The following is a 25,930-nucleotide window of genomic DNA, read 5'->3' as shown; positions in this document are numbered from 1 at the left end:
CCATACGCCAGTATTTTTCTCCATACGCAACTATCTCCCGCTATATGCAACTATTCCCAATTACAAACTCAAAATTTCACCTTCTTTACTGTATTTTTTTTCCTATTTATCTGCTATTCTAAATGGTAAGGTAGTGTATTGGAGGGAGATAGTATGCGATCTAAAAAAAAGAAACGAAAGTGGCCAAAAATCACAGGAATCGCCTTATTAGTAGTGCTCGTTTCCGCTGTTATCTATGGGTTCACTTTCTATAACTCATTAACCACAGCTGTTGAACAAATGCATGAACCTCTCAAGCGTGAACAATCAGAAAAGCGTCAGAAACCAGTAGTATTAGAACAAAAGGATCCATTTTCCGTGTTAATGTTAGGTGTCGATGAACGAGAAGGTGACCGCGGGCGTTCTGATACGATAATCGTTTTGGCGGTCAATCCAAACAATAATTCGGTGAAAATGCTCAGCATCCCACGAGACACACGAACGGAAATAATAGGTAAAGATAAAGAAGATAAAATAAACCATGCATATGCCTTTGGTGGCGTGCCAATGGCGATGGATACTGTCGAGAATTTCCTTAATATTCCGATAGATTACTACATGCAAATAAATATGGAGGGCTTCAAGGACCTTGTCGATGCCGTTGGCGGTGTAACGGTCCAAAATGATTTAGATTTTTCTGTAGGAGATTTCAAATATCCGATTGGAGAAATCAAGTTAAACGGCGATGAAGCATTGAACTACGCTAGAATGAGGTATGAGGACCCAAGAGGTGACTTTGGCCGCCAAATGAGGCAGCGGCAAATTATTCAAGCGGTGATTAAGGAAGGGGCAAGTCTATCTAGTCTGACTAACTTCTCAAATATATTCTCAGCCCTAGGGAATAATGTAAAAACAAATCTTTCATTCGAGCAAATGTTGGATATCCAAAAAAATTATAAGAATGCTAGCAATACCATTCAGCAAATGGAAATCAAGTCCCAAGGAACAACAATGGATGGAATTTACTATGGAATTGTCTCCGCCGAAGAACAACAACGCATCCAAAACGAGTTGAAAGGGCAATTAGAAATAAATTAGAAAAACCACTGTGGGACTCACAGTGGTTTTTCAGTAGCTGGTCGGTGCCTGGCACCATCTTACATGTACTCCATGGTTGGTTGTTTTAATTATTTTTAAAAAAGTATCAAAATTGCTTTTTCGTGCTAATGGGTATAAAAAATAGCCTATTTTAATGCTCAAAAACACATTTTGACGGCTTTTTGTGTTTCAAATTAACATTTTCGCCTTTTGAAAATCAATCAAACCATGTCTATTATATATGAAGAGAAAGGGAGTGCTTTGAATGGAGAAACGCCAGATTTCCGAAAGCTTTTATCAGGTAAAAAGCAGAGATCGAGTAGGCGGGACAATAAGGACGGACGTGTTTAGATTAGAAAGTGGCCTTTTTGAAGCCTTCTCCTCCTACCGGCAGGACCAAGATGGGAGTATCGTGGGGTTTGCTACAAGCTTCGACGATGAATATGCTATCCTGCAGTCAAGAAAAGTATTGAGAAAAGAATGGAAAGAAAACTAGACCATGGGGACGGTTCGGCTCTCATGGTCTTAACATCAAGTACAGAGCTAGCAGAACCGTCCGAAACCACTAAAAAAGTGACATTTTTTAAAGCCTCGAAGATTTTTATCTATATGCAGACAATATTAAGAAGCTAACAATCTACATAATGTAGATTGTTAGCTTCTTTTTCTCATTAAATGGACTTTTTTCATCGTCATCGAACCGTCCCCATGGTCGTCTATGGCATATTTTCCGCAAGACTAACATATTGTCTTTACAATAAAAAGATAAGAGGTGTTTTAAAAATGGGAATTTTATTTATAATCCTTGGATGCTTTGTTATTTACTACGTGTATAAAGTTTGGAATGACTTCCAATCTGGTAAATCTTCTAGGAGATCATTCACTTCAACTGAATTGAAAACTAGAAATGATATTAATAGATATAAAGAAATTCAAAAAGTTAAATATGAAAAACGAGATTGATAATAGGCCATCGAGTTATGGCGGTCTGATCCCAGAAACTTTCTATAAAGATTCCACTCAAAAACGCAGACCCGTTAAAAGGTCTGCGCTTTTTTTCATACTTGAAAGTTACTCTTGTTATCTTGGTGCTTGGCAGCTTGGGCATGTACTATGACTTGAATCATATTGTTTCCCGCAGTTTCTACAGAACACCACTCCTGAAACTCCTGCTGGCTTCGTTTGTCTTGAAGCAGCTACTTGTGCGGAAGCCTGCTGCTCCACTTGAATTGAACTTTTCTTACCGGATTTCGTTAAAGAAACAATCACCAATATCATCGTAATAAGGTTAACAACTAAGCTCGCAATGGTAAGCCAATTCCATAGGGTAAAATCTCCAAACATCTGTGTTAACCTCCAACTACTTCATTATCAGTTTCTATGTTGTTTTTCTTTTGTTTACGGAACATGACCAATGCAGCAATGGCAATACCTAGTCCACCAATTCCTCCAATAGATCCCGCAAACAATGGCTTGTTGTTGTACCAGCGGACGATCGGGTTCGTAGATACAAGCAATTCTTTCACTTCTTTAGAAAGTTCATTACCTGCTGCATCAACTGCAGTAATCTTTACATTCTGCAACTCGTTAGAGCTTGGGATAGCAAATGTAAAGTTCTCTCCATCTGCCTTGTGGGTAACGATTTTACCATTCAAATAAATGGTAGCACCCTTAAGAACAAGATTGTCCTTGATGGATACCGATACGGTTTTCGTTTCAACTGGATACTGGTGACCATTTTCTAGATCGATTGGTACAATCACAGGAGCGGTCTTGTCGATCCCGAATGCAACCTCAGCTTTTTTCACTTCATCGATGGTTTCATTAATATTACCAGCTACATCCTCTGAGTAAATAGCAACGGTGTATTTACCATCTGCAGAGAATAAGCCTTTTTTCACCACATACTTGTACTGACTCCAAGTACCCTCACCACCTGTTTCCATTACAGTGTAATCTGTTCCTTCAACCAAATCATGAGGTGTTCCATTTTTCGTCATCTTCACCTTAATGGTATCTTTCTTCAAGCTGTCGACATTTGTTTCTGTCAAGATAACGTCTTGTTCATCCTTAATATACTTACCATCAATCGCTTTTAAGGTTTCATCAAAGGTATAAACAGAACCAAAACGGTTCACAGAGAACATGATCGTTTGGGTTGATACATTTCCAGCAAAGTCAGTAAGTGTTGCTGTTAAGGTATAAAGATCGTCATTTTCCTTCGTTTTTTCAAAGTTATTAAACGTATAGACTTGACCGTTTGCAGCCTCTGCAGAGCTTCCAGCCAATGTCACGTTGCCCTTATTCCAACCTTTCAAGCTAATCGAAACGGCACTCTTATTGAAATTCGTATCTGAATAAGAGATAACTGGGGCAACATCGCCATTATTAGCAGACTTGTCTGCTACGCCCGTGATGCTAAGCTCAGGCATGGTTTGGTCAATGATGAATTCATCCACGGAATAATCAGCAGCCACATTACCGGCCATATCCGTATACGCTATATCAAAACGATACGTCGCATCTGCAGAATATTGGATGGTAGCGGTGTGAACATCACCTCTTGTAGACCATCCACTTGTATTCGGGAATGCTACTGGTCTACCACCATCTGTTGCGGTGCCTGTCACCTGAATACGACTTGTTTCAAAGTTATGCTCTGTAATAGAAATCGTCGCTGTTCTAGCAGCTTTAAAATAATTACCGTTAGCTGCTGAATTGTTATTATACGCTACGTTAATAACAGGAACCGTTTTATCAAGTGTAAATTTATGCTGGGCGATAGGTGCAGCCCCATTGCCTGCATTATCTTTGTACGTAATATCAAAGGTGTAATCTCCATCTGCACTGTATTTCACCGTTGCAGTATGAGTGGTTTTGTTTGGGTCCCCTGAATTTGCTCTGGTTGTCCAACCTACTAATTCTGGAATAACACCATCGGTATTCGTAATCGCATGTACTACATCTTTTGCTTTAAAGTTACGCTCCGTAATAACAATGGTCGCTGTGCGGTCCTCCTTGAAGAAATCAGGGTTTTGCGCATCCGCTGTGTTGTTATCATACGTAACCTCCACTGTAGGAGCTGTCTTATCGATGCTAAAATCAATAAACTTTTCCGAAGTGTTTCCTGCTCGGTCAGTTATTTTCACTTTGACAACAATTGCATTACTATCATGATTGACAGTAATCATTTTGGTCATTTCATTGACGAGGTTCTCTTCTGTCTTTGTTATATTCCAGCCTGCAGTATCTGTGTCAGTAGCAAGATTTCCATCCTTTTTGACTTGGACGATTCCCTGTTGATTATTCGTCGTATCATAAGGAGCAACAACAGACCATTCCACTTCTGCAAGACCTGAATACGTATCTGTAACGGTTACCTTTACATCAACATTTTTGTTATAAAGATCTTTATTTTCATTGTCTTTAAAAGTTGTTTTTTCAACTGGGTCAATCTTGATTGCAGATGTTTCTTCGTGTTTCTTAGCATCTTCAATGACTGCACCATTTGGTGTTACAAACTCACTAGTATTAGCAACTTGGTCTGTTGCTTTAGCAAAAATTTGACCTTTAAATGATGCTGGAACTCTGAAGGTAACTTCACTATCAGTTGAAATAGCTGCAATACTTCCAATAGCCGTTTTCTCTATTTCAGATAAAGAACCATTTGGTTGTAATGCATAGTATTTTCCATTCTCGTAATCTTGTAAATAAACGGTTATTGATTTAACACCACTCGCTGCCTTGCCCGTTTCGGTTTTATCTTCTGCATTTACCGTAACTTGCGTTGGCTTCTTGAAAAAGAATCCATATTCTGTTAGCTCAACAGAATTTTTCGGACCAGACAGTTCCACAGCATTTTCACCTTCTGCTTTAAAAGTGAACTTGGTGATTTCTGGGAGCTTTTTATCGATAAAAATCGTTCTTTCTAATTTGTTCTCAGGAATATCCAGTAGATTACCAGCATTATCACTTACCTCTACTGAAATATCGTATGACCCATCATCGTTAATTTCTACATCAGCGCTAGGAACAGAATCAAGAGACGTACTTGGTACTAGCTCATGGTCATAATGATATCCTTTTTCGAATAAGTTCACCTGAACTTTAGCATTTTTAATACCCGATACAATGTCAGATTCTGTATCTTGAACATTCACTTTAAAAGTTACATCATTGCTGTAAAAAGCGTTACCCGTTTGTTTGTCCACATATGATCTTACATCTTCACCGTGTGCAATCTGAATATCTGCAGTAGGAGCTGTTTTCTCAATCATTAATTCGTCATTGCCCTCTGCTTTGATATTTGAATTGCCTTCATTTACCGGGTAGGTGTCATGATTGTTCACATTGTCTGTCACGACTACATCAAAAGTGCCTTTAAAACTTTCAACGTCAAGAGTAAATGTTGCATTGGCATTCAAGCCATTTCTTGTAATGTCTGCTTCTAACTTTTTAACTTCCTGTCCATTGGATGGTTTCGCATTAATATATAGATCTTTAATTCCAGCAATGTCATCCTGAACATTTACGGTGATTTCAATTTTTTCATTAAAGAATGTACCAAAGCTAAGGAAATTGATCGCTTTTGCAATTCCACTATCATACCTAGGCTCAAAGGTTACCGCTTCTTTGCCAGGAATTAGTTCTGGCTTTTTCGTATCGATATAAATCGTTTTTTCTGCTACAGTACGATTACCTGCATTATCCTTAACATCAGCAGAAACCTTGTAAGAACCATCTTCTTCAATACTTATTCCAGCGTTGTTTAAATCAACTGTTGTCAAAGTATAAGCAACCTCAGGAGTTTCCTTATCAGAATATAGATCATTTTTGTAGATCTTATCATCGTTCGATTTAATGGTAACAGAATTTACACCTGATTGTAGATCGCCCGCTAATAAATCAAACGTTACATCATCACTATAAATATCATTTCCAGAGTCATCGACATAGTGTGTTACCGTTTCTTTATCATATTTCACGCGTAGGGATGTATCAGGATTAATACTCTCAATCATGATTTTTCCATTTTCTGCAACCATATTTGAATATTCATTTGTGATTTTCACTTGATTTTCATTGTTAACATAATCTGTCACTACTACAGTTAGTGTTCCAATATGGCCATCTTTAAGAGTGAATTTTTCTTTGGCAGTCAACTTTCCTTTTTCAAAGCTGCCCTCTACTCTTTCAGGGACATTTTTTTCATCCGTAGACTTTAATGTAATCCCTTTAACTCCTGAAGCATCGTCTTTACCCATAACGGTCACTTCAACTTCCTTATTAAAGAAAGTCCCAAAAGAAAGGAAGTTTATGACACTCGCAAGGAACCCATTATTTTTTGGAGCTAACGTAACTGCTGTTTTTCCACCATCAAGTTCAGGAGCAACTTTATCGATATTAATGTTTACTTTCTTTACATTCGATTCATTACCGGCTTTATCCACACTCCAAATACTGTAAATGCCTTGATAACTTTTATCCTCAGTTTGGAATGTAAATTGATTGGTGTCAGAGTCAAATGTTGCTTCTTTGCGATTTTCTAGAGAGTATTCACCTTCACTATAGTAGACCTTATCAATCGGAGTGGAATAGCGTACACCATTTTTGCCAATTTTCTCTTCCACATTATTGATACTACCAGAGACAGTAACAGCCCCACTAAACCAAAGCGAATCTCCAACTTTTACTTTATCATTACCTGTTAGTAGGATTGACTCCTCTACTTCAGGCTTTTGTTTATCAAATACAAGATATAAATTTCCAGGTAATTTAATCGATTGTTCATTTTTTGAATAGAGGGGTTTCTTTATTTTAACACTAAGACTTTTCATCATAATAGAATCATTAATGTTTAAATACTCGGATGCCCATCCTTTGTCAAATTTCAACCGGTCAAATGGCTTCACTGGTTTTAAATCAAATTTTGCATCTTTTGAAAAAATATACAAATTTTTTATTTCATTTCCATCCGTAGCTACTTTTTCAATTAATGATCCAGTCGTTGGTATAATCTCCATATAATTTCCCCATGGTTCATCGGAGATTGGGATCGGTTCAAATGAAACTTCAACGGGTGTATCATCCTTAATGTCTTTTAAGGTGTAAGTATACGTCCCATCATCATTGTCAATAAAGTTTACGGATTCAAGATCTTTACTTATATGATTCACAAATATCTCTTTTACTCGATAAGATTCATCAGGTGTTATTGTTATAGCAGCTTGACTGCCATGGTCAATTTCAGAATCTACGGATGTAATCGTACCATATTCAACATATTCACCATTTTCATCTATTTCACTAATTACAGAGGTAGTCACTTCATGCGTATTGATCGCAAATGTTACTGTAACCTCCATATTTTTCTTAACCTTTTCAATAGTATAGGAAAAGTTTTGTGTGCTTTCCTTCACATCTTCTGGAATGTCTACTTCTACATACTCTTCTTCTTTTGCGTTTTTAATTTTAATACTATCAACATGATAATCAGCTTCTGGAATAGCTGTAAACTTAGCCTTGTCACCATGCGTTACTTTTACTTCTCCACCATTTGAAGTATAAGTATCAACTGTTCCAAACTCATTAGTCGTAAACGTAATAAAATAGGATTTGGTTACAAATTCAACTGCAATGGTTGTATCTCCTGAAATTGCTGGTATCTTTGTCGTATAACCATGCTTTTCTTCATTTGAAACCTCTACTAGATCCTTATCACCAATCTTTACAGACTTAATTTCAGAATTCGTGTCTGGAGTGATGATTACTTCAACTTCTGTACCTTCTAAAACAGGAACAGGACTTGAAGTATATTCTGTACCGTCGACTTCAACTTTACCAGTTCCGGTGCCTGTAGATTCAACTGTTACATTATAGTTAACCGGTTCAGGTTCTGGGGTTGGCTCAAGTTCTGGATCATCAGCAGTCAAGTCATCCGTAATGGGGGGCACTCCTTCTGTGATCTCAAGCGTATCTTCCCCATTTTCTGCATATACCGGTAGGTTTGTTCCCACTGGTATATTATAGGTTACGAGCAAGATGGCAAGTACCATCGCCAAAATGCGGCTGCCCTTTGATTTCTTCCTTGTATGCATTTGTTTCTCTCTCCTTAATGAATGAAAATCATGTAGTTGGTTATAAATCTTAAATCACTTCATTTGTATGGGTGATTTTAATATCCTTCACGATCTTAAATTCAATCGCTAGCGGCTTTGTAACATTCTCTCTTTCTAATTCCGCAGTTGGATTTAACACGGTTGTCCCAAAATCCTGTGCCAGGACTACGGTACCGTTATCAAGTACTTCCGTTTCATTCATCAGAACTTCAGTACCGTTTTCGAGTACCTCCGTTTCATTCATCAGAACTTCTGTCGAATCAGAATAAATCTCTTCAACCATTAACACTTGAGTGTCTTCAGCCAGGACAGTTGTAGCCTCATTTGTAATAGAAAAGTTCGCCTGCTCATTAATAACCTCTGTCGGCAGACTTTTCACCACTATCGGATGAGAAGTTTGTTCCGTAATTCCTTTTCTCTCCAAGCGCTTAGACTCCTCAGACATTGAAGGCTTGGTCTTTGCTGTCTTTCCTGTCTTTCCTGTTCTGCCAAATCGTGAACTTACTGGAGCAGTCAACGTTCCTCTTTCTACATTAAATGCACTAGGTCGATGATGCTTATTGCCCGTAAGTTGGTTTTGTTCCCGGATTTTTTGTATCTGTCTTGCAGCCGTTTTACCATTCAAATCGCCAATAATAGCGGGAATGTTCATCTTGAAAAACATAAATATCACCACTATCAACAGAACGGCTGCAAGGGAATATCCGACAATAGAAATCATTAACCAAGTTGTTGCACTCATTCGAATTCCCCCTGTCAATTCCGATATGCTTTATCAATTTCTTGAGCGATTAAATCAAAACGATCCACTACATCATTTTTTATAGCTATCGTTTTGTCTGTTGATACGTCTACATTATTTGTGCTTTTCTTCACAGATTCAACAACAGAACGAATATCACTTTCTGTTACACCATCCGCTTTAAACTTCCTTGCATGCTGTTCGACAGAATAGATCGTCAATCGGTAAAGTTCCAGTTTGACAATTTCACTTTCATCATCAATCAGTTCAATCAACTCTTTGATATTTTCCCAATAAGGCAGATATTTTCCTTTATCAGAAGCCTCTTCAACCAAAATAGTAATATCCTGATTAAATCGGCCAATATCCCGGTAGATAACAGCCATTTTATAAAAATCACTATCCTGTGAACCATAACGGACCGCATCATCAAACCACTTAACCGAGCTGATCATTCTAGTAGTCTGATTATCACTGTTCTCATTTTTTCCATAGTCGTAGTAATACCAATAAGCTTTACCGATTTCAAATGCAAGATTGGCATACGTAGGATTTTCGTACAAGTCCATTAAATGGGGACCGATTTTCTTTGTAAGAGCTTCTTCTTCTTCAACTGAAAAGGAAGCATTATTTTTAAAGGTATTCACTAATTCCTCATAAGCCTTTGTCTCTGTTGGCTTAATATCAATGGCCTTCAAATAATAGTCAATTTTATTACTATCCGCAGTTGCAGCCGAGGCATTTTCGATATTGGTATTGTAATCATCATTTGTTGTTGAAATGTTCATTACTTGACCCAGAATGCCTACCAACAAGAAAAGAACCGCTGCCCCGCTTACAAGACTAAAGTTGCGTAGCCTTGCTTTTTGTTTTGCGCGATAAAGATCATCCACTTCTTCGTAATGATTCAGTGCATATAACAACTCGGCACAAGATTGATAGCGGTCAGCAGGATTAAGCTGCGTACATTTTTGAATGATTCTTTCCAAACCGCCGGATAATTGTGGATTCCAATGACGAATGGGATATAACTCGTAAGGAGGTTCAGTAGGGTTCTGCCCTGTTACCAAATGATAGAGCGTGACACCAAGACAATAGACATCCGTTCTCGCATCCGTTTGACCTTTACCGCCGAACTGTTCAGGTGCCGCATATCCTTTTGTTCCCAAGCTTACCGTATCTGCCAAATTTTGCTCCTTGTATTCCCTGGCGATACCAAAGTCGATTAGTTTAATGTTGCTATCCGGTTTTAACATCACGTTTCCAGGCTTCATATCACGATAAATGATGGGAGGATCATATGTATGCAGGTAATCCAGGACCTCACAAAGCTGCTTGGACCATTCAATGACTAAATCCTGCGGCTGAGCTCCATACTCATCCAAAATTTTATTCAACGGTTCACCTTCAATGTAGTCCATAATGACATAAATCACATTTTCATGTTCAATAATGTCTACAATACGAGGTAACGAAGGATGGTCTAGCTTCTTAATCATGTTAGCTTCGTCAATGGCACTTTGAATGAAAATTTGGTTATTCTTATCTCTTCCGTTTTTCACAATTTCTTTTACTGCCCACTGTTTGTTGAGACGCTTGTCCATTGCCAGGTATACCTTTGACATACCGCCTTGTCCAATCAGCTTCAGTATTTCATATTTACCTTCTACAACTGACCCAATTGCTGCCAAACGAATTCCCCATCCTTACAGAATTTTAACAAGCACGACGGTGATATTATCGGTTTCTTGTCGTTGCTTATTAAGTTCAACCAACTCTTTTGCTTTTTGTTCCATTATGGCTTCATCCCTTAGTGACACTGGTGAGAAGGCATGATAAATTTCAGCCTCCGAAATCATATGACGGAACCCATCTGAACAGAGCAAATAAACCTCTCCCCGTTTAGATGTTCCAGCCATAAACTGCGGCTCTACGAGTTTAGAAGCTCCGATACATTGCAAAAGAACATTTCGTCGTGGATCTAACTCGGCTTGCTCAGGCGTTAGTGTTCCTCGTTTAATCTCTCTACCGACAACCGTTTGATCTTCGGTCAATACTTCAAGCTTTTGGTCCAACCGATACACTCTCGAATCTCCGACATGGCCAATCAACATAAACTGGGAATCTAGTAAGAGCAAAGCTGTCAATGTGGTTCCTAGCTGAATTCTCATTCGTCTTCCATACTCTGCGATTCTCTGATTTTGCTCTTTAATGATTCGCTCCCAGCGATATCTGATTTCATCCATATTACCATCCGCAAGTTGTATGGGAAGTTCCTGTTCGAACCATTCTGAAAAGGCATTGATGACACTTGCACTGGCAACTTCACCTTTGGACAGTCCTCCCATTCCGTCACAAATGACGGCTAGAACAACCTTTCCAACCGATGTATCAGCAATCTTTACACATAAACTGTCTTGATTGGTTGCTTTTTTTATCCCGATATCGCTGTATGCCGCTGTTAATACTTCCATTTTGCGAACCTTCCTTGCTTATATGTAAAAAACGAAGTCTTCGTTTGCTAGTCTTAGTTTCGTTCCTGAGAAAATCTCAACCTCTTTTTCTACCGGAATCGCTCGTCCTTCTACATACGTTTTATTTGTCGAGTTATGATCGATAATATAATAACGACTATCCTTTGTAATAATATCTGCATGACTTCGGCTAATGGCATTATTATTGGATATAAAATAATCACAATATTGACTTTCCTTTCCAATACGGAAGGATGGCTTGTCAACACTGACTTTTTCCTCTGTTTTTTCTCTGATTAAATACGGGAAAATCGGTTCTTCTCCACTATCTGCGCCAAGCACCGTTGTACCACCATCATAAGGTTCTGCTCCAAGTACGGTAGTTTCACTAAAACTTTGTGTATCAGCTTTTCTAGTTTCAGGCTCATCTGCTACTGGTTCTGGAGCCGGAGTAGGAGTTAGAGGCGATTCAACCTTATTAACAGGTCTGCCACAGTAAACACAAAACGTTGAACTTTCCATATATTGTTTGCCACAATGGCTACAAAATTTTGAAACTACTTCTTTTACCTCAGGAGCGCTAAATGGATCGTAGGCAACCAGGGCATCGATCGACTTTCCATCCTCCGGCTTAGCAAAAGAACGATTACGATCTCCAATTTTTCTCGAATCAGATGGAAGATAAGACTTGTTTTCAATAGGTTTTCCTATGATTTCAAAGACGGTTTTTTCAAAGCCGTTAATCGAAAAAATAGCGTTACTCTTAAAATAGTGCAAATACGTACTAATATACCCATGATCTTCGTGTTTTGTAAAAACAACACGAAATGGCAAATCAGAAAAAAAATCTGCCAAACCATATGGATTTTGGTTATTCACAATGGGCCAGAAAATACATTTAATCTTTTTTGTTCTAGGATCAAGAAATATCGATTGACAATCTAACATGAGATTGTTTACATTCATCAAATTCTTTTCACATTCCTTCACAACAGCTACAAGTTGTGCGATTACATCCAAAAACATTTTCTTGCTTACAACACCACTAAAATAGGATTGTAGCGTCGTCATATCAACGATTGAACTAGTTAACGCTACACCCTTTTTGTTCAATACTGCATGAACAGGAATAAGATTCTCAAATAATCCCCCAGCAATTGCGTTTAATTCACGTTCATTGATGGCTTCGGGATGTAGTAACTTGTTCACAACATTATATTTATTCTTACTCTGTTCAACTGTTGTTTTACCCATAAATGTCTCCTGCTATCAAAATTCTACTCTTATAACCAATTTGCTCTATTTACTGCTTTTGATTGCGCATCCTTATATTGGCTTGCTGCATATCTTAAAAACTTCCCATAGTTTTCTAACGCCTTCGTCATATTTTTTGAAGTGGAATCATTGCCATCCACCCGATTCCACTGCTGCTGGAACTGTTTGGAATCCTTACCCTGCCAAGTTGCACTAAGTGTCTGCACGTCCCTATCGGCTGCAGTCATATTTTTTTTATGTCTTGATATGTATGTATCAATGGCGTCTGCAGCCGTTTCAAACTTACTGTGGTTTACCTTTATAAAATGACTCAAAAAATCTCCCCCTTTAAAAACGGCTTTAAGATTTTAACAACAATGGTTGCAAACACAGCCTTACTTAAACAAATCTGCCAAAGTTGTGTTCGCTTTTTCAGCCTGAGTATAGCCGGGATCAACCTGTTGTTGCAGAAATTTTACATAATTATCAACCACTGTATATCTTGGTTCATGAAACGTACTCTTTATTTTATAGAAGGAATCCATCGCATGCTCAGCAGCAGTACCATCCCAGACACTATTTAAAGCTCTTATTGCAGACTCCACAGATGAAAAATCATCCTTGATTCTATTATTATAGTTAGCAATATTTTTCGCAGCCGCTGCCACACGCCCGGTATCTACTTTTATTAGATCAGCCATTGTTATCCCTTCTTTCCCTATTATTGAAGGCAACTTATCACGCTAGATTTAGGCTCTACTGGTACTATTCGTACTTTCCTCTTTCACTTTGGAGGTATCAATATTATTCAATTTTCGCTTAACATCCCGATAGTGATCCGCTATTTTATAAAGCTTTGAGGCGCACTTTTCATTACCGATCCCTTCAAAGCCCCTATCGATTCCCGCTGCAATACTTTCGATTTCGTTTATGATGCTTTGAAGCTCTTGTTTAATATAATAGAGCTCATGCTGTGCGTTGGCACTCATGGACAATCCCCCTACCCCAGATTATTCATAATTTTCCGTTCCGTTGCTTCAAAATCCTCCGCCGTTTCTTCCAAATAGGAAATATGTCTTTTGATTTTCCAGCTTTCCCCTGTCATCAAATCAGCCTGCAGTAGGCTCCATAAATCCACAAGCTCAACCTTGGAATAAAGGGAGTCCAGACTGCGATCAAGATTGTTCAATCTTTTATTGACTGTGCTTAGGCGCTGAGCATAGTTTCGAAGTTTTTGCGTATCTACCTTTATCAAAGGGTGGGCACTAGCGTATTTGTAACCAGGGTTTAATTGCATTTTCGCCCATGATATGAATCCTGTGATGACATCCCCGACGTTAGCGATGATTTTATTGACGAACTCTTTCGCCATATTGGCAGCCTCAAGCACCGCAGCAATAACAGCTGTTACGCCATCAATCAGCTTTTGCACCATATCTGCGGTAAAAGAAAGGGCATCAAGGAGGAACGGTATTAACACTTCGCCAAAAAACTCCGGATTAATCCAAGCGATTACACCAAGTGTTACCCCCACAAGCACTGTCGCAATGAGTGCAATAGGGTGTGTGGCAAGAAACAATCCGATGTTCGCTATTAACGCACCAGCCAATAATTTCTTTTGACCATCAGGCAGGGACATGAAGCCTTCCACTGCATGAATCAGTGCGTTACCTACTCCAGCCGGCAGTTCATCCATCTCCCGTGTGAATCTGCCTATGCTTTCGGCAAAACGATCCATTTCCCCTTTGATGACACGTCCATGTTCATCAAAGTCAACAAAGGTCATACTATGTTTGGCTGTTAAGGCGCCCAACCCATAGTCTCCATAAACATTGTCTTTTGTTTGGAGCGACATGTAATTGGAGCCGGGAACCGGATTCAATATCGCACCTACCAATGACCACTGATAATGGTTCATCTTCCCCGTCATATCCCGAATTCCGTCTGCATAAAGCGGATTATTTAGAAATTCCTCCGCGAACCCCGGGCCGTCGCCATTTAATGCCTGGATGATTTTCGCCCTCATTTCCGGCGGCGCAGTAATCGCTGCATAGAAAGATAAGTTCCCTCCGAGCGAGTGTCCTGCTGTGGCATAAGCGTCATACGGATACTGTGAATTAATATATGCCATATATTCTGTAGCAATCTTCTGCTGATCGACACCAACACCCTCATTGATCATTTTAAAATCGGTATTAACCCAGTCTTTTTCAAACTGATTGCCATGGGCTTCACTGCCCCTAAATCCAACAATGGCATTATTCGGGTTCGTTTCAACCAACAATCCATAAAACCCAGAGTGTTGGTTGTCATCCTTTATATCAACAACCTTCCACGAACTGTATTCAGAATCTGGCGAAATGAACTCTTCATATAAATCCAAATCTGCTTCAGCTTTGCTTACTGCAAGAGGGGTCTTTGCATCTTCAAGGTTTTTATCCAGAGTTGCCTTCACATTGGTATTGTAGTCAAGGATGTTGGCCAAGGTAGGCTCGATTCCTTTCTTTTTCAAGTAGGCAAGATCTTCAACACTAATTTCATAATAAGCAAGCTGCGACGCGACAAATAGATCTTGATCCGAATATGACATGATTACTGCACCTGTCTTTGATCAATGTATTGATTTAACGGAATATTGATCTGTCCATCATCTAGACCGAACCCATTTTCCTGGAACCCTTTTAGCATTTGATGGAAATCATCATAAGCCTCGGCATTTTTCTTAAAATATTCCTCGGATTTTTCGATTGTCTCTCCATCCGTATAGTAGATTTCAAGCGCAGCATTTATAGGGAGTTTTTCAGCAAATAATTCCTGTAACACTTGGTATTCCTTCTCTGCGTCAATGGTAGATACGGAAGTTTTATCCAACAGCAAGGTAATAACAATAGGAACTTTCGTATATTCTTTGGTGAATTTTTCTATCGAAACCATACTTTTATCTGTATATTTGGTATCGGCAAAACCAACATATACCTTGATGAAAAATTTATCTGTTAGTTCACGGATTTTGTCACTTGCAGTCTGTTTGATTTCATCTTCGAGCAGTGCCTCAACATATTCATCAATAATCCAGTTACCTTCCTTTTGGATCTTAGCTTCAAACTTTAACTCTTCCTTACCTTCCGGCGCAGCGACTACCTTAAACGTATTATTCGTCAATGTGCCATACCCTTCACCCGAAGTAAAAATGCTAAAATCCTCATTATATTTTTCCTTCAAGAGCTTTTTAGCTATTTCCGCCCGATCCGGACTGTTTGACATGAAGCTCATACATCCACTCACTCCCAATAAAGAAATAATCGCTAAAAATGACCATGCTGCACGCTTTACTCTTCTCATGTATACATCGCCTTTCATCGGTAAATCTATATAAACCATAAAGTAATTTTCATTTTTAAATGATACTAAAGGCGAAGGGACTCCAACGCCTTTAGTTCAGGGAAGATATCTTATTTAAATGCGTCAGCTAAATTAATATTTGCTGTTTCTGTTTCGAAGTAGCCTTGTTCCACATTTGTTCTTAAAAATCTTACATAGTTATCAAGAATATCTTGATAGTTTTGGAAAAATTTCGCTGCAAATTCATCAAAAGAAGCAATTGTTGCTTGGGCTGCTTCACCATCCCAAGAATTCGAAAGATTTTGTAACGTTTTTTGACTTGTTTTTAACTCTTCAGCAAGTCTTGCATTCAACCCTTCAATCGTTGTTGCAATTTCGCCAACCTGGGCCGTATTTACTTTAATTTGTCCAGCCATTCCCCTCACTCCTTTTCATTTCAATTAGTTTGTCAATTTCCTTACTTGAGCCGTATTACTATCTTGCATGGCCGCATAATTGGCTCTTTGAGTCTCAAGAGCTTGACTAGCTGTTAATAGTTTATCCGCCATACTCTTTAAATCATCGTTGAAGCCACTGATTTGATCAACAAATGCAAGGTTATCTTCGCCCTCCCATGCTGCCCCCATTGTTCCTGCTACCTGCATAAGTTGGGTATAGATCCCTGTGTAAGTTTCAGATAGCTCGGCAATTTTTTTAGAAGCAGTTTCTAGTTCTTGAGGTGTTACTCTAATCACTTTTCCCATTTTCATTCTCCTTTCAATCGTTAATAATCTATATCAGCATGAGCTTAGAACCGTTTTGAATGCCCAGTTCTGCAACAGCCATGTTAATATTGTAAATAATGCCAGAGGTTGCATCACACAACACGGCACTTTTGGTAGCTTTGTATTTTCCATCTGATAAATCACTTAGCAAAGCAGACACTAGTTGTAGTACCTCACTCATTTGACTTTCTAACGGTAGGTAAACATCAAAGCTCCTATTGGCAGCAGGAAGGAAAATTTCAACAAGTACTTTATTCATCGTTGTCCTCATTCTCCTTTTCCGAGTTTAATAGCTTCACTTTGACACTTTTCCCTTTTTGTAAAGAGAAACCAAATTGAGCCGTCATATCCTCCCGTAATTCAGCTGTTGTTTTTAATGGTTTGAGGTTGTATTGTTCAGTGATGCCACTGCCAACCCAGATACCATCACCAGGATTGATATGTTGTTTATACCACTTATCAAAAGTGATTCCTGATAGATTTTTAGATTGCTCGGCAAAAACAATCGTAATATTATACTTCGCCTCACCCTTAAGGAGTATTAAGCCAAGTTTTTCTTCGCCTTCTTTTGAAAGAGCATTTTTTAACGCAACAACAGAATGAATGATAATGACTTTTTGATCAAAGTGTTCCACTTCAATTCCTTTTTCTATTGCCTCTTTATAGGTGTTATTACGATAAACCACGAGATCAAACATCGACGCGACAACATTTTCAAACTCTTTAACAGTGGAATAATAAGTAATATCCTTATTATTTTTATTAATAAAACTTTGCTGTCCATCAATAACGGTAACATCAAAGCCACATTTCTGTGCCATGAATCTAGCTAATTCATGAGTAAAGCCAAGATGTTCACTGGATGCAGATAAAATCATGTTAATATAGGCTTTGCCGAATGGATAATAATGAACATTCAGCGAGCTCTTTTCAACACCCATCGGGATAGTCAGGCTTCCATTTGGACTGACATAGTCACCAAGGAATTCCATATCCACCACATCTGGTAAAATCGGAATCTTCTTCGCTGTATTTCCCTTCCAAGCAGCATGAAGCTTCATGGATTCACGTTGGATGAACGGATATGGTACTGGTTCGTCTGTAATGTGAGCCACCTGGAATTCGTAAATGGCATCTCTTTTAACAAGACCTCTGCCTTTGAATTTAGAAGGATATAAACCATCTGTTTTCCCTACCACAGTGGAATAATCTGTTTCATCATTCAACTGTAACGTTAACAGCTGCTTAAAGTTTTGAAGCAATCGGAATCTTACCGCATTCGTTCCAAGTGCCGTTAAGACAAAATAGATTCCATATTTCGTCCCTTCACGTGACAGGAATGATACAGCCGTTTCTTTTTCTTCGTAAATTTCCGTAAAGGCAGCAAAGTTATTGATGGCAACCACAATCGAAGGTACCTTTTCACCTGTCGCATTCATATAGGAAGCATGATCGCCGCCATAATCGGCAAATAATTTTTTTCTTCCTTCCACTTCACTTTGAAGCAATTTAAACAAGTTGCTGATTTTTTCACTTTCATAGGAAAGAATAACATCTCCCACATGCGGAGCTTTTGCAAAAGCCCTTAATGTTTCAGAAGCAAAATCGAGTATATAGATATTGACTTCATCTGGCGTATGCTCCTGCATAAGGGAATAAACCATTGTATTTAAGAAGGTTGTTTTACCGCTGCCAGCTACCCCGTAAACAATGGTATTTCCTTCTTCTGAAAGAGGGAGACGGAGCAGGCATTGCTGTTGTCTGGCTGGATCATCGTATTCACCGATAACCGGGTTCAATACAAATGAATTGGTGTGATCAGCTTTATATTTTTTCGTAACATCATTCAAGAGAATCATCGCTGGAATCGGCTCCAGCCAAAGCGGACGGATTTTAATCTGTTCTTCAGCCGCAATGTTCCTTAGGTAATCGGTAATAACATCCATCTGCTTCTTAGGATTGGCAAATAGGCTTTTCTTTTTATCCAATTTTGCTTGTTTAATTGGACGACCGTTCCGGTCAATGACCACGACACTGTTATCCTTTTCGACGACCACTTTATCCGATGGATAATAAGGTGCCCCTGCCCAGGCTGACTGCCCCATTTCAAACAATTCGTTATATCCTACTTGGAGATAGAAGCGTCCTGTATCGGTTAGTTCTGCAGCATCCGGGCGTTTTAACATATCCATACTGTCTGCTCGTTCCTGAACTTTAAGACTTACTCGGAATTTACTATTACTCCAGATTTGATCATCAACGACGCCACTTGGCTTTTGTGTTGCCAAAATTAAGTGTATCCCCAGGCTTCGGCCGATACGTGCCGCACTTACCAACTGGGCCATAAACTCCGGCTGCTGTGTCTTAAGCTCAGCGAACTCATCCGATATGATGAATAAATGCTGTAGTGGTTCACGAACAACACCCTCGCGATAAAGCTTTTGGTATTTATAAATATCAATATTACTTTCGCCAACCTGTTTACTTGCCTCGGCAAAAATCGCTTGTCGTCGTTTCAATTCACTTTCGATTGAGATTAACGATCGTTTGATGGCAGCACCATCTAAGTTCGTGATAATCCCCGCCGTGTGCGGCAGATTTTCAAATGATTTCGCCATACCGCCGCCTTTATAGTCAATCAGGATAAAGGCTACTTCGTTCGGATGATAGTTCACGGCCAGAGATAAAATATAGGCGATAATAAACTCACTCTTCCCTGAACCTGTCATACCTGCAACTAAACCATGCGGACCGTGGAACTTTTCATGTAAATCAAGCTTAAATAATTCGCCTAATGTGTCGACACCAACAGCCGCTTCCAATGACTTCGTCGGGTCGTTATCCCTCCACCGCGTTAAAGCATTTAGATGCTCGACCTTCCCTACACCAAACAGCTCCAGGAAGGTAACCATTTTCGGTAGATTAAAGGAACTTGCCAGCGTATCAAGCGGCACATTGGCAAGCTTTACACTTAATTCATTTGGATCATCTGTTACAAAGATATCCGGAACAAACGATGTTGATTTCCCTGTAATATCGTTTTTATCGAACAATATTCCACTGTTTTCATCTAGCTGAACAACCATCGTACATTCCTTCGGAAGGTTTTGAAGTTCATCATAGAAAGTAACAACACTGATATGTATATTCTTTTTCTTGGAATAAACCTGCTTTAACATTTCAGCCCTAACAGCAAGCTGCCTACTCATCGCAAACACAATATAGTATGGCTTCACATCTTCCATTTCACTATCATTGGTCCCGGCACGAACCTCAATTTCCTTTTCTATGTAAGCTGAAACTTCCTTTACTTCATTGTTATTGGTTGCAATAAAACGAAATTTATTATCATTGCTCCACACATGTGGCAGCCACTTGGTAAAACCAAATTCGTCTTCTTCCTCCTGGTCATAAACAAAGACCATTTTCACTTCATCGTAACTATACATGGCCGCTACTTGAAAAATTAACCCTTTAGTAAATTCAACCGTTTGTTTCCGATTGCCAATGACACCAGATATGTTGTTTTCAAATAATGATAAAGTGATAGGAATGTTTTTTAATACTTTAGGAGCCTCGACTAATGTATACAGCTCTTCCTCTAAGTTATCGTCGTCAATGGAGAATTTCTTTTCGGAATAGGTAATATCGGCTGCGATTGTCCCGCTTCCTGTACCCACTCTTACCTTCAAGAAATCATTTTGTCCAAGTCCGCGTTCCCAAAGGTCTCTGCTGACATGTTTAATCCTGCTAATAAGATCGGTTATCGGAACATGGTTTTCCCGCAGGATTTCCTCCTGCTTTTCACTTTCCTCATTAAACATAACGGCGATTTTATCTAAGTATTCTTTATATTTTTCTTGGCGAACTTTTTCCTTTTTACGCCTGCGTCTCCTATCATATTTTTTAGACAAAATCGGCCATAGGATCGTTCCAAGCAGCATACTGCTGGACATCATAATGGAAGGCATCGCTCTTGAATAATCGCCGGTCGCCATTGCATTGTTAATCGCAAATAAAGCCGTAGCCATCGAGGCCATCCCCATCGTCACCGACGGACCTAACACCAACATCAGCGGCATCTCTTCCCCAATCGCATTGGGCGGTGGTGAATCGATTTTAATAACTGCCTTTTCTACATCTCTCTTAAAGCGAGGGGAACGATAAAAATAATCCATAGCCGGCGCTTCATATTCTTCCTCTTCGTCTGGAATTACTGCTTGTTGATTAATAAATGGTTTTAGGAAATTGCTTTTTAACGAAAGCGTTCCATCCGGATTATTAACCGCAACGAAGAAGCTTCCCACAATCAGTTTGTAACCCATTATGTAGATCATATCGCCTATCTTTAAATCCCTGCTTTTCACTCGATCGCCACCGACAAAGGTTCCGTTGGTACTGTTAAGATCGGTAATGCTCCATTTTCCGCTCCGGAACGATAGTTTTGCATGTGAGGCTGACACGAAGTGATTGTTCAATATGATATCGTTTTTATCGGTTCTTCCGATGGTAATATCCGTATCTTTGTCTACCAAATATTTCGTGAAGGTTTGGCGATCATCCGTGCTGGGTTCAATAAACACAATGGTTTTATTATCCTGTTCCTGCGTATCCAAATTGTAGATACTCAACGGACTTAGCACCGTATTACGGATGGGTTTCCCAGAATGATCCATAACCTTAACATCTTTGTTAGACTTAAGAATCCACTCACCATTGATTCCTTCAATCCCGATTAATTTTTTCGACCAATCATTAGAATCATATATCCAATATTGGCCTCTAATTTTCTCAGGAAGAGTAATCGAATTGATACTTGCTTTGTTTATTAACGTTACAATCATGTACTACTTCTCCTTACTGCGTGTGTTGAAGCTAACCTGCGTTAAGTAAATGACTATCAGCACCTATATTATTATATTGAAATAATAATTGGAAAACAGGTCCGACAATGGAGAAACAATTCGTTTACTGTATGTAAATGAACGATTTTTTCTGTTGAATTTTTAGTCCGACTACAGACCTATAAAAAATCCATTTTACTACATCTTGAAAAAAATTGTCCGATAACTAACTGGGTAAAATATCCCGAAAATACCTGATTGTAAACAATCACTAAAATCTTGTGGTGTCAGGTAACTTTACGATTACGGATTGATCACATTGAATTTTTCCGAGGGGGTATTGAGGTTTTTACCATAAACACTGTGATAACTTACCACTTATTCTACCACTAAAATGTAAATTTTTTGATAAGTTTTTATAAAAAGTTTAAATACTTTGGATTGAAACGAAAAAAGGCTATAGGTTAGCACCCACTGCCTTGATCGATCCATTTCCTTGTTACCTGCCAAAATCGTATTCCCCCCCAAATTCATTTGTTTACCTGCCTAATCATTCCCGCACCACCATGGTGCCTCCAACCCATTAAAAAAGCACCATATTCCCAGTTTCCTTTGCATGGGTTTCTGCTTTTTTTAATAGGAAAGCAGAAACGATGGTCAAAAAGGCTAGAACCCCAAACAGGACAAAGAATTGTTCTGCCAACTCAATCAATCCTTTGCCGTTAAGCACTAAATCACGAAAAATTTCAAGGACATAGGTTAATGGGAAGATCAATGCAATCATTTTTCCCCATAATGGAAAGGCAAGTACAGGTATCCTGACACCTGAGAAAAATTGCATCGGTTCTTCAAAGAGGGTAAACAGAATCCCCGCATCACGTGAGAATAAAAAGACAATGTTAAGGAACCCACCCCAGACAATCGCCGATACGCTCAGTAATCCTAATCCTAAAGGCACATTCCACCAATGAATATCTCCAGCATTACCTGTAACCACCAGAACGATTAGAGTGAACCCAGTAAAAAGCCATACAGCTTCCAGAAGATTACCTGCAGCTCGTGAAAACATCACGACTATACGTGAAACAGGAGTCAAAAAAATCAGTTCAAGTGTTCCGGCTTGTCGTTCATAGGACATTCCCCAAGCCGATTGTACAAGGCTCCAAAAAAAGATATATCCTAAATAGCCCGTTAAGAGAAACATCGTAATTTGATCAACGTCCATGTAAGTAGAAAGTGGACTTGAATCTGATAAGTTAAAGGGTTTAAAAGAATAATAGGCTGTTACAAATAAAAGGGCTGGCCAGATGAGCAAAGAAAAGTAAATGAGCTTGTTATGAAAATTATGTTGATGACTTTTTACCGTCTCTGCAACTAAAATCGAAAGAAGCTTCATGCCAATTTCTCCTTTGCTAATGTTAGAATTGCATCCTCTAGGCGCGGACGTTTCAGTTCAAGCTTTTGAATGGGTACTGATTCCTTCATGCAAACACTAAAGATCAATGCTGTCGGATCAAAAGGCGCCATAATATGCATTTCCGAAGAATCCCCTAGTTCAGAAAATTCAATGGAACACCCTGTAAGACTTTGTTTGATACGATTTTGCTGGGAAGTAGATATAGCAATGCTTTCAATTTTTACATGAAAATTCTTTACGACTGAGGCGGTAATATTTTCAGGAGTATCATGCAAAATCAACGAACCTTTCTCGATGATATACACTCTGTCACAAAGCTCTTCAACCTCTTCAAGATAATGACTGGTAAGTAGGATTCCCTTCCCTTGATCTTTTGCTAAGCTTTTAACCATTTCCCGAAGTTGTTTCGCAACTGGAGCATCAAGTCCAAGCGTCGGTTCATCCAAAAATAAGTACTTCGGGTCATTAATGAGTCCGCGAGCAATTTGCAGCCTTTGCTTCATTCCTTTCGAATACAATTCAACTGGCGTATTGGAGGCTTCAGTCAACCCAACTTTCTCCAATAAAACTTGAATCCGAGCCTCCAACTCACCGCCTGATAATCCGTATAGCTTACCAAAGTAGCGGAGGTTTTGTGCTCCGGTCAAACGCCAGTACAGCATTCGTTCGCCCCCAGCAATCATATTAACCATACCTTTCACCTTTATGGCATCCTTAACCGCATCGAGACCATCAATCGTGATTTTTCCTGCTGATGGATTTAATAGAGTGGAAAGCATTTTAATCGTAGTTGTTTTACCAGCACCGTTTAAACCTAGTAATCCAACAATCTCTCCTTCCACTATCTTTAAATTAAGCCCCTTTACAGCATTGACTTTCTCCTTTTCAGAGCGAAAAAAGTTGATCTTTTTCTTCACGGTATAGACTTTTCCTAGATTCATAGCTTCTATCATAAAAATCAACACTCCTTATCCAAAATGCTTTTCTAATACGTACTTTTCCATTCTCTTAATAAAAAAAGCACCAATGGGAAAATAGATGATTCCTAGAATGATCATTTTCCATAGGAACGGGAGGATATCGGAAAGTGATTTTTCTTCAATCCAAACCATCCTTAGCGCATCCACTCCATAGGTCAGAGGCATAATACTTCCAATCCAGCTTACTGCCTCAGGAAGAAATTGAACCGGAAACGTAATGCTGCAAACCAATCCCATCAAGACAAACAGTGTGTTTTGCGTAATATACGTATCTCTGAAATAGAGCATAAATGACCCGAGCACGAGTGCCTGGCTAAAGGTAGCAACAATCACAATAAACAGAACGACAACGACGCTAAGCCAATTTATATTTTGTAAATGAAGTCCAAAAAAATAACCAGTACCCGTAATGACCGCGAATTCAATAGCTACACGGGTTAATCCTTGCGCTACATAACCAAGAAAGTATCCTTTTCTGGAGGAAGGGGTCAGAAGGAGAGCTTCAAGAGTCCCTTCTCTTAGTTCTGTGATAATCGCTCTACTTGCAATCATTAAGAGGGATACTGAAAAGGAATAGAGTAGTCCTCCTAATATCACATAGGAAAGATAATCATCTGTGCCCGCATATGTAGAAAAACTTACTGACAAATCTTTTTTGAAAACGTAAAAGTAAGTTAAATAGGCAAAGATGATGATGTAAAAACCGCTTAATATATGACCTAAAAAGAATGACCAAGGAAATGCCCGTTTCATCACGAGATAATTACGCCCAAACGTAGCAGAAAAGGCTAACCACATTATTTTTCCTCCTTATGGCCAATAAAAGGCTGATCAAAAAATTGGTTAAGGTCGACCTTTAATTGGTCCAATGTTTTTTCGTTTGCTTTATAAAATACAAAATATCCATGCCGTTCTCCCTTAATAAGACTTGCCTTCTCTAAAATCTTTAAGTGTTTAGAAATCGTAGCTTTTGCCAAACCTGTTGATTCTGTTAATTGCTGTGTGCAATAAGAATGATGATAGAGCAATTTAAGGATTTGCATGCGTGACCGATCACTTAAAGCAGAAAGAATCGTTAGTAAATCCTCTGGAACGGCCTCTTCTACCTTTTCGTCTGGAAGAGGTACCTGTAAATACACAATGATTTCTGGGACTTCCATTCCAACAAGCAGATGAGGTGCGATAAAACTAGATGGATAAATCGTTACCCTAGTAATCTCTTCATATCGAAAGACCCATGTTTCTGCTTTGTAGAACTTTAACGTTCTTGCATCTAGCTTGAAACGGGGATGGATCGAATTCATGGCGTCCAAGGGATTTTGTTCAAATTGATTCTTTAGTTCATGTACGGATTTTATTAACCATGGTTCAACTCGGAACAACTCTCTAGCGAAATGTTCTTGGTGATAACGATAAAGAAAGTCACACAGAAATTCTCGGTAGTATCCTGGCTTTGAATGAACTTCCATTTCATTTGCAGTCGATTCGTTTACAGACAAGTTAGCCCGATTTCCTAGTAATAAAGAGAGAAACTCCGTTTCACTTATTAGTTTCATTCGTTCAATGACTTCTTCAACATGTTTTTCCTCATACTGAAGAACATCAACTAAATCAAGAAAGTTTAACCATTCATTGCTTAACTCACCAAAGAGACAGCACGTCTCCCATAAAGAAGGTGACATGTTCCTTTTTATTTTCTCCGCCCATTCAAGCCTCGTCAGGTGATGGGAGGGATTATTCAAAACATGTAAACTGGTCATGAGCTCACGAAACGGCGAGTAAATAAAGCGTACATGTTTAGATAACCATTGATTTACAGATTCCATTCTGATCTTCCTTTTATTTGATTCGCTAAACGACGAATCAAATTGATAATTTTGCAAAATTATTCAATATTCTATATAGCGGCTTTGGAAAT

At 38.9% G+C, this 25,930-nt stretch carries 21 protein-coding genes; 2 read left to right on the top strand and 19 right to left on the bottom strand.

From position 1 onward, the window contains the following. Positions 1-153 precede the first annotated feature (153 nt). Both BLR86_RS12415 and BLR86_RS12410 read left to right on the top strand, forming a co-directional pair. On the top strand, positions 154-1,077 hold the full coding sequence (locus BLR86_RS12415) for an LCP family glycopolymer transferase (RefSeq protein WP_090761843.1): 924 nt from the start codon (positions 154-156) through the stop codon (positions 1,075-1,077). Between the two features lie 265 nt (positions 1,078-1,342). Next, a complete protein-coding gene (locus BLR86_RS12410; protein ID WP_090761841.1) occupies positions 1,343-1,573 on the top strand; it encodes a hypothetical protein in 231 nt (76 codons plus the stop codon). Positions 1,574-2,157: 584 nt separating this feature from the next. Here BLR86_RS12410 and BLR86_RS12400 read toward each other — a convergent pair. From BLR86_RS12400 to BLR86_RS12310, 19 genes are all read right to left on the bottom strand, one after another. Continuing rightward, on the bottom strand, positions 2,158-2,421 hold the full coding sequence (locus tag BLR86_RS12400) for a hypothetical protein (protein WP_090761839.1): 264 nt from the start codon (positions 2,419-2,421) through the stop codon (positions 2,158-2,160). 5 nt (positions 2,422-2,426) lie between these two features. After that, positions 2,427-8,174, bottom strand: a complete 5,748-nt coding sequence (locus tag BLR86_RS12395) for an Ig-like domain repeat protein (RefSeq protein ID WP_090761837.1) — start codon at positions 8,172-8,174, stop codon at positions 2,427-2,429. A gap of 49 nt (positions 8,175-8,223) precedes the next feature. Next, complete coding sequence (locus BLR86_RS12390) at positions 8,224-8,937, bottom strand: hypothetical protein (RefSeq protein WP_090761835.1); 714 nt, start codon at positions 8,935-8,937, stop codon at positions 8,224-8,226. Between the two features lie 14 nt (positions 8,938-8,951). Continuing rightward, on the bottom strand, positions 8,952-10,628 hold the full coding sequence (locus BLR86_RS12385; RefSeq protein WP_090761833.1) for a serine/threonine protein kinase: 1,677 nt from the start codon (positions 10,626-10,628) through the stop codon (positions 8,952-8,954). Between the two features lie 15 nt (positions 10,629-10,643). Beyond that, entirely contained in the window at positions 10,644-11,411 is a 768-nt protein-coding gene (locus tag BLR86_RS12380; protein ID WP_090761831.1) for a PP2C family protein-serine/threonine phosphatase, read from the bottom strand. Between the two features lie 18 nt (positions 11,412-11,429). After that, entirely contained in the window at positions 11,430-12,665 is a 1,236-nt protein-coding gene (locus BLR86_RS12375) for an FHA domain-containing protein (RefSeq protein WP_090761829.1), read from the bottom strand. A gap of 29 nt (positions 12,666-12,694) precedes the next feature. Then, a complete protein-coding gene (locus BLR86_RS12370; protein ID WP_090761827.1) occupies positions 12,695-13,000 on the bottom strand; it encodes a WXG100 family type VII secretion target in 306 nt (101 codons plus the stop codon). 60 nt (positions 13,001-13,060) lie between these two features. Continuing rightward, a complete protein-coding gene (locus BLR86_RS12365; protein WP_090761825.1) occupies positions 13,061-13,366 on the bottom strand; it encodes a WXG100 family type VII secretion target in 306 nt (101 codons plus the stop codon). Positions 13,367-13,414: 48 nt separating this feature from the next. Next, the gene (locus tag BLR86_RS12360; protein WP_090761823.1) at positions 13,415-13,654 is read right to left on the bottom strand and encodes a hypothetical protein; all 240 of its coding nucleotides are present in this window, start codon (positions 13,652-13,654) and stop codon (positions 13,415-13,417) included. An 11-nt stretch (positions 13,655-13,665) separates the two neighbouring features. Next, entirely contained in the window at positions 13,666-15,255 is a 1,590-nt protein-coding gene (locus tag BLR86_RS12355; RefSeq protein WP_090761821.1) for an Mbeg1-like protein, read from the bottom strand. A 2-nt stretch (positions 15,256-15,257) separates the two neighbouring features. Then, complete coding sequence (locus tag BLR86_RS12350; protein WP_090761819.1) at positions 15,258-16,007, bottom strand: hypothetical protein; 750 nt, start codon at positions 16,005-16,007, stop codon at positions 15,258-15,260. A gap of 110 nt (positions 16,008-16,117) precedes the next feature. Then, complete coding sequence (locus BLR86_RS12345) at positions 16,118-16,423, bottom strand: WXG100 family type VII secretion target (RefSeq protein ID WP_090761817.1); 306 nt, start codon at positions 16,421-16,423, stop codon at positions 16,118-16,120. Positions 16,424-16,447: 24 nt separating this feature from the next. Continuing rightward, a complete protein-coding gene (locus BLR86_RS12340) occupies positions 16,448-16,750 on the bottom strand; it encodes a WXG100 family type VII secretion target (protein WP_090761815.1) in 303 nt (100 codons plus the stop codon). Between the two features lie 28 nt (positions 16,751-16,778). Then, positions 16,779-17,042 carry a ubiquitin family protein gene (locus BLR86_RS12335; protein WP_254782314.1) on the bottom strand — a complete coding sequence of 88 codons (264 nt, stop codon included), beginning with the start codon at positions 17,040-17,042 and terminating at the stop codon, positions 16,779-16,781. Further along, a complete protein-coding gene (gene essC / locus BLR86_RS12330; protein ID WP_090761811.1) occupies positions 17,023-21,615 on the bottom strand; it encodes a type VII secretion protein EssC in 4,593 nt (1,530 codons plus the stop codon). The genes BLR86_RS12335 and essC overlap by 20 nt, the downstream gene beginning before the upstream one ends. Positions 21,616-22,198: 583 nt before the next feature. Continuing rightward, positions 22,199-23,011 carry an ABC transporter permease gene (locus tag BLR86_RS12325; RefSeq protein ID WP_090761809.1) on the bottom strand — a complete coding sequence of 271 codons (813 nt, stop codon included), beginning with the start codon at positions 23,009-23,011 and terminating at the stop codon, positions 22,199-22,201. After that, complete coding sequence (locus BLR86_RS12320; protein ID WP_090761807.1) at positions 23,008-23,985, bottom strand: ABC transporter ATP-binding protein; 978 nt, start codon at positions 23,983-23,985, stop codon at positions 23,008-23,010. Before BLR86_RS12320 ends, BLR86_RS12325 begins: the two co-directional genes overlap by 4 nt. Positions 23,986-24,000: 15 nt before the next feature. Next, positions 24,001-24,810 (bottom strand): ABC transporter permease, encoded by an 810-nt coding sequence (locus BLR86_RS12315; protein ID WP_090761805.1) that lies wholly within the window; start codon positions 24,808-24,810, stop codon positions 24,001-24,003. Continuing rightward, entirely contained in the window at positions 24,810-25,838 is a 1,029-nt protein-coding gene (locus BLR86_RS12310) for an ArsR/SmtB family transcription factor (protein WP_090761803.1), read from the bottom strand. Before BLR86_RS12310 ends, BLR86_RS12315 begins: the two co-directional genes overlap by 1 nt. Positions 25,839-25,930 lie beyond the last annotated feature (92 nt).

Source organism: Bacillus sp. OK048, from assembly GCF_900103525.1.
Lineage (GTDB): Bacteria > Bacillota > Bacilli > Bacillales > Cytobacillaceae > Neobacillus.
This window is presented reverse-complemented; position numbering and strand designations above follow the sequence as displayed.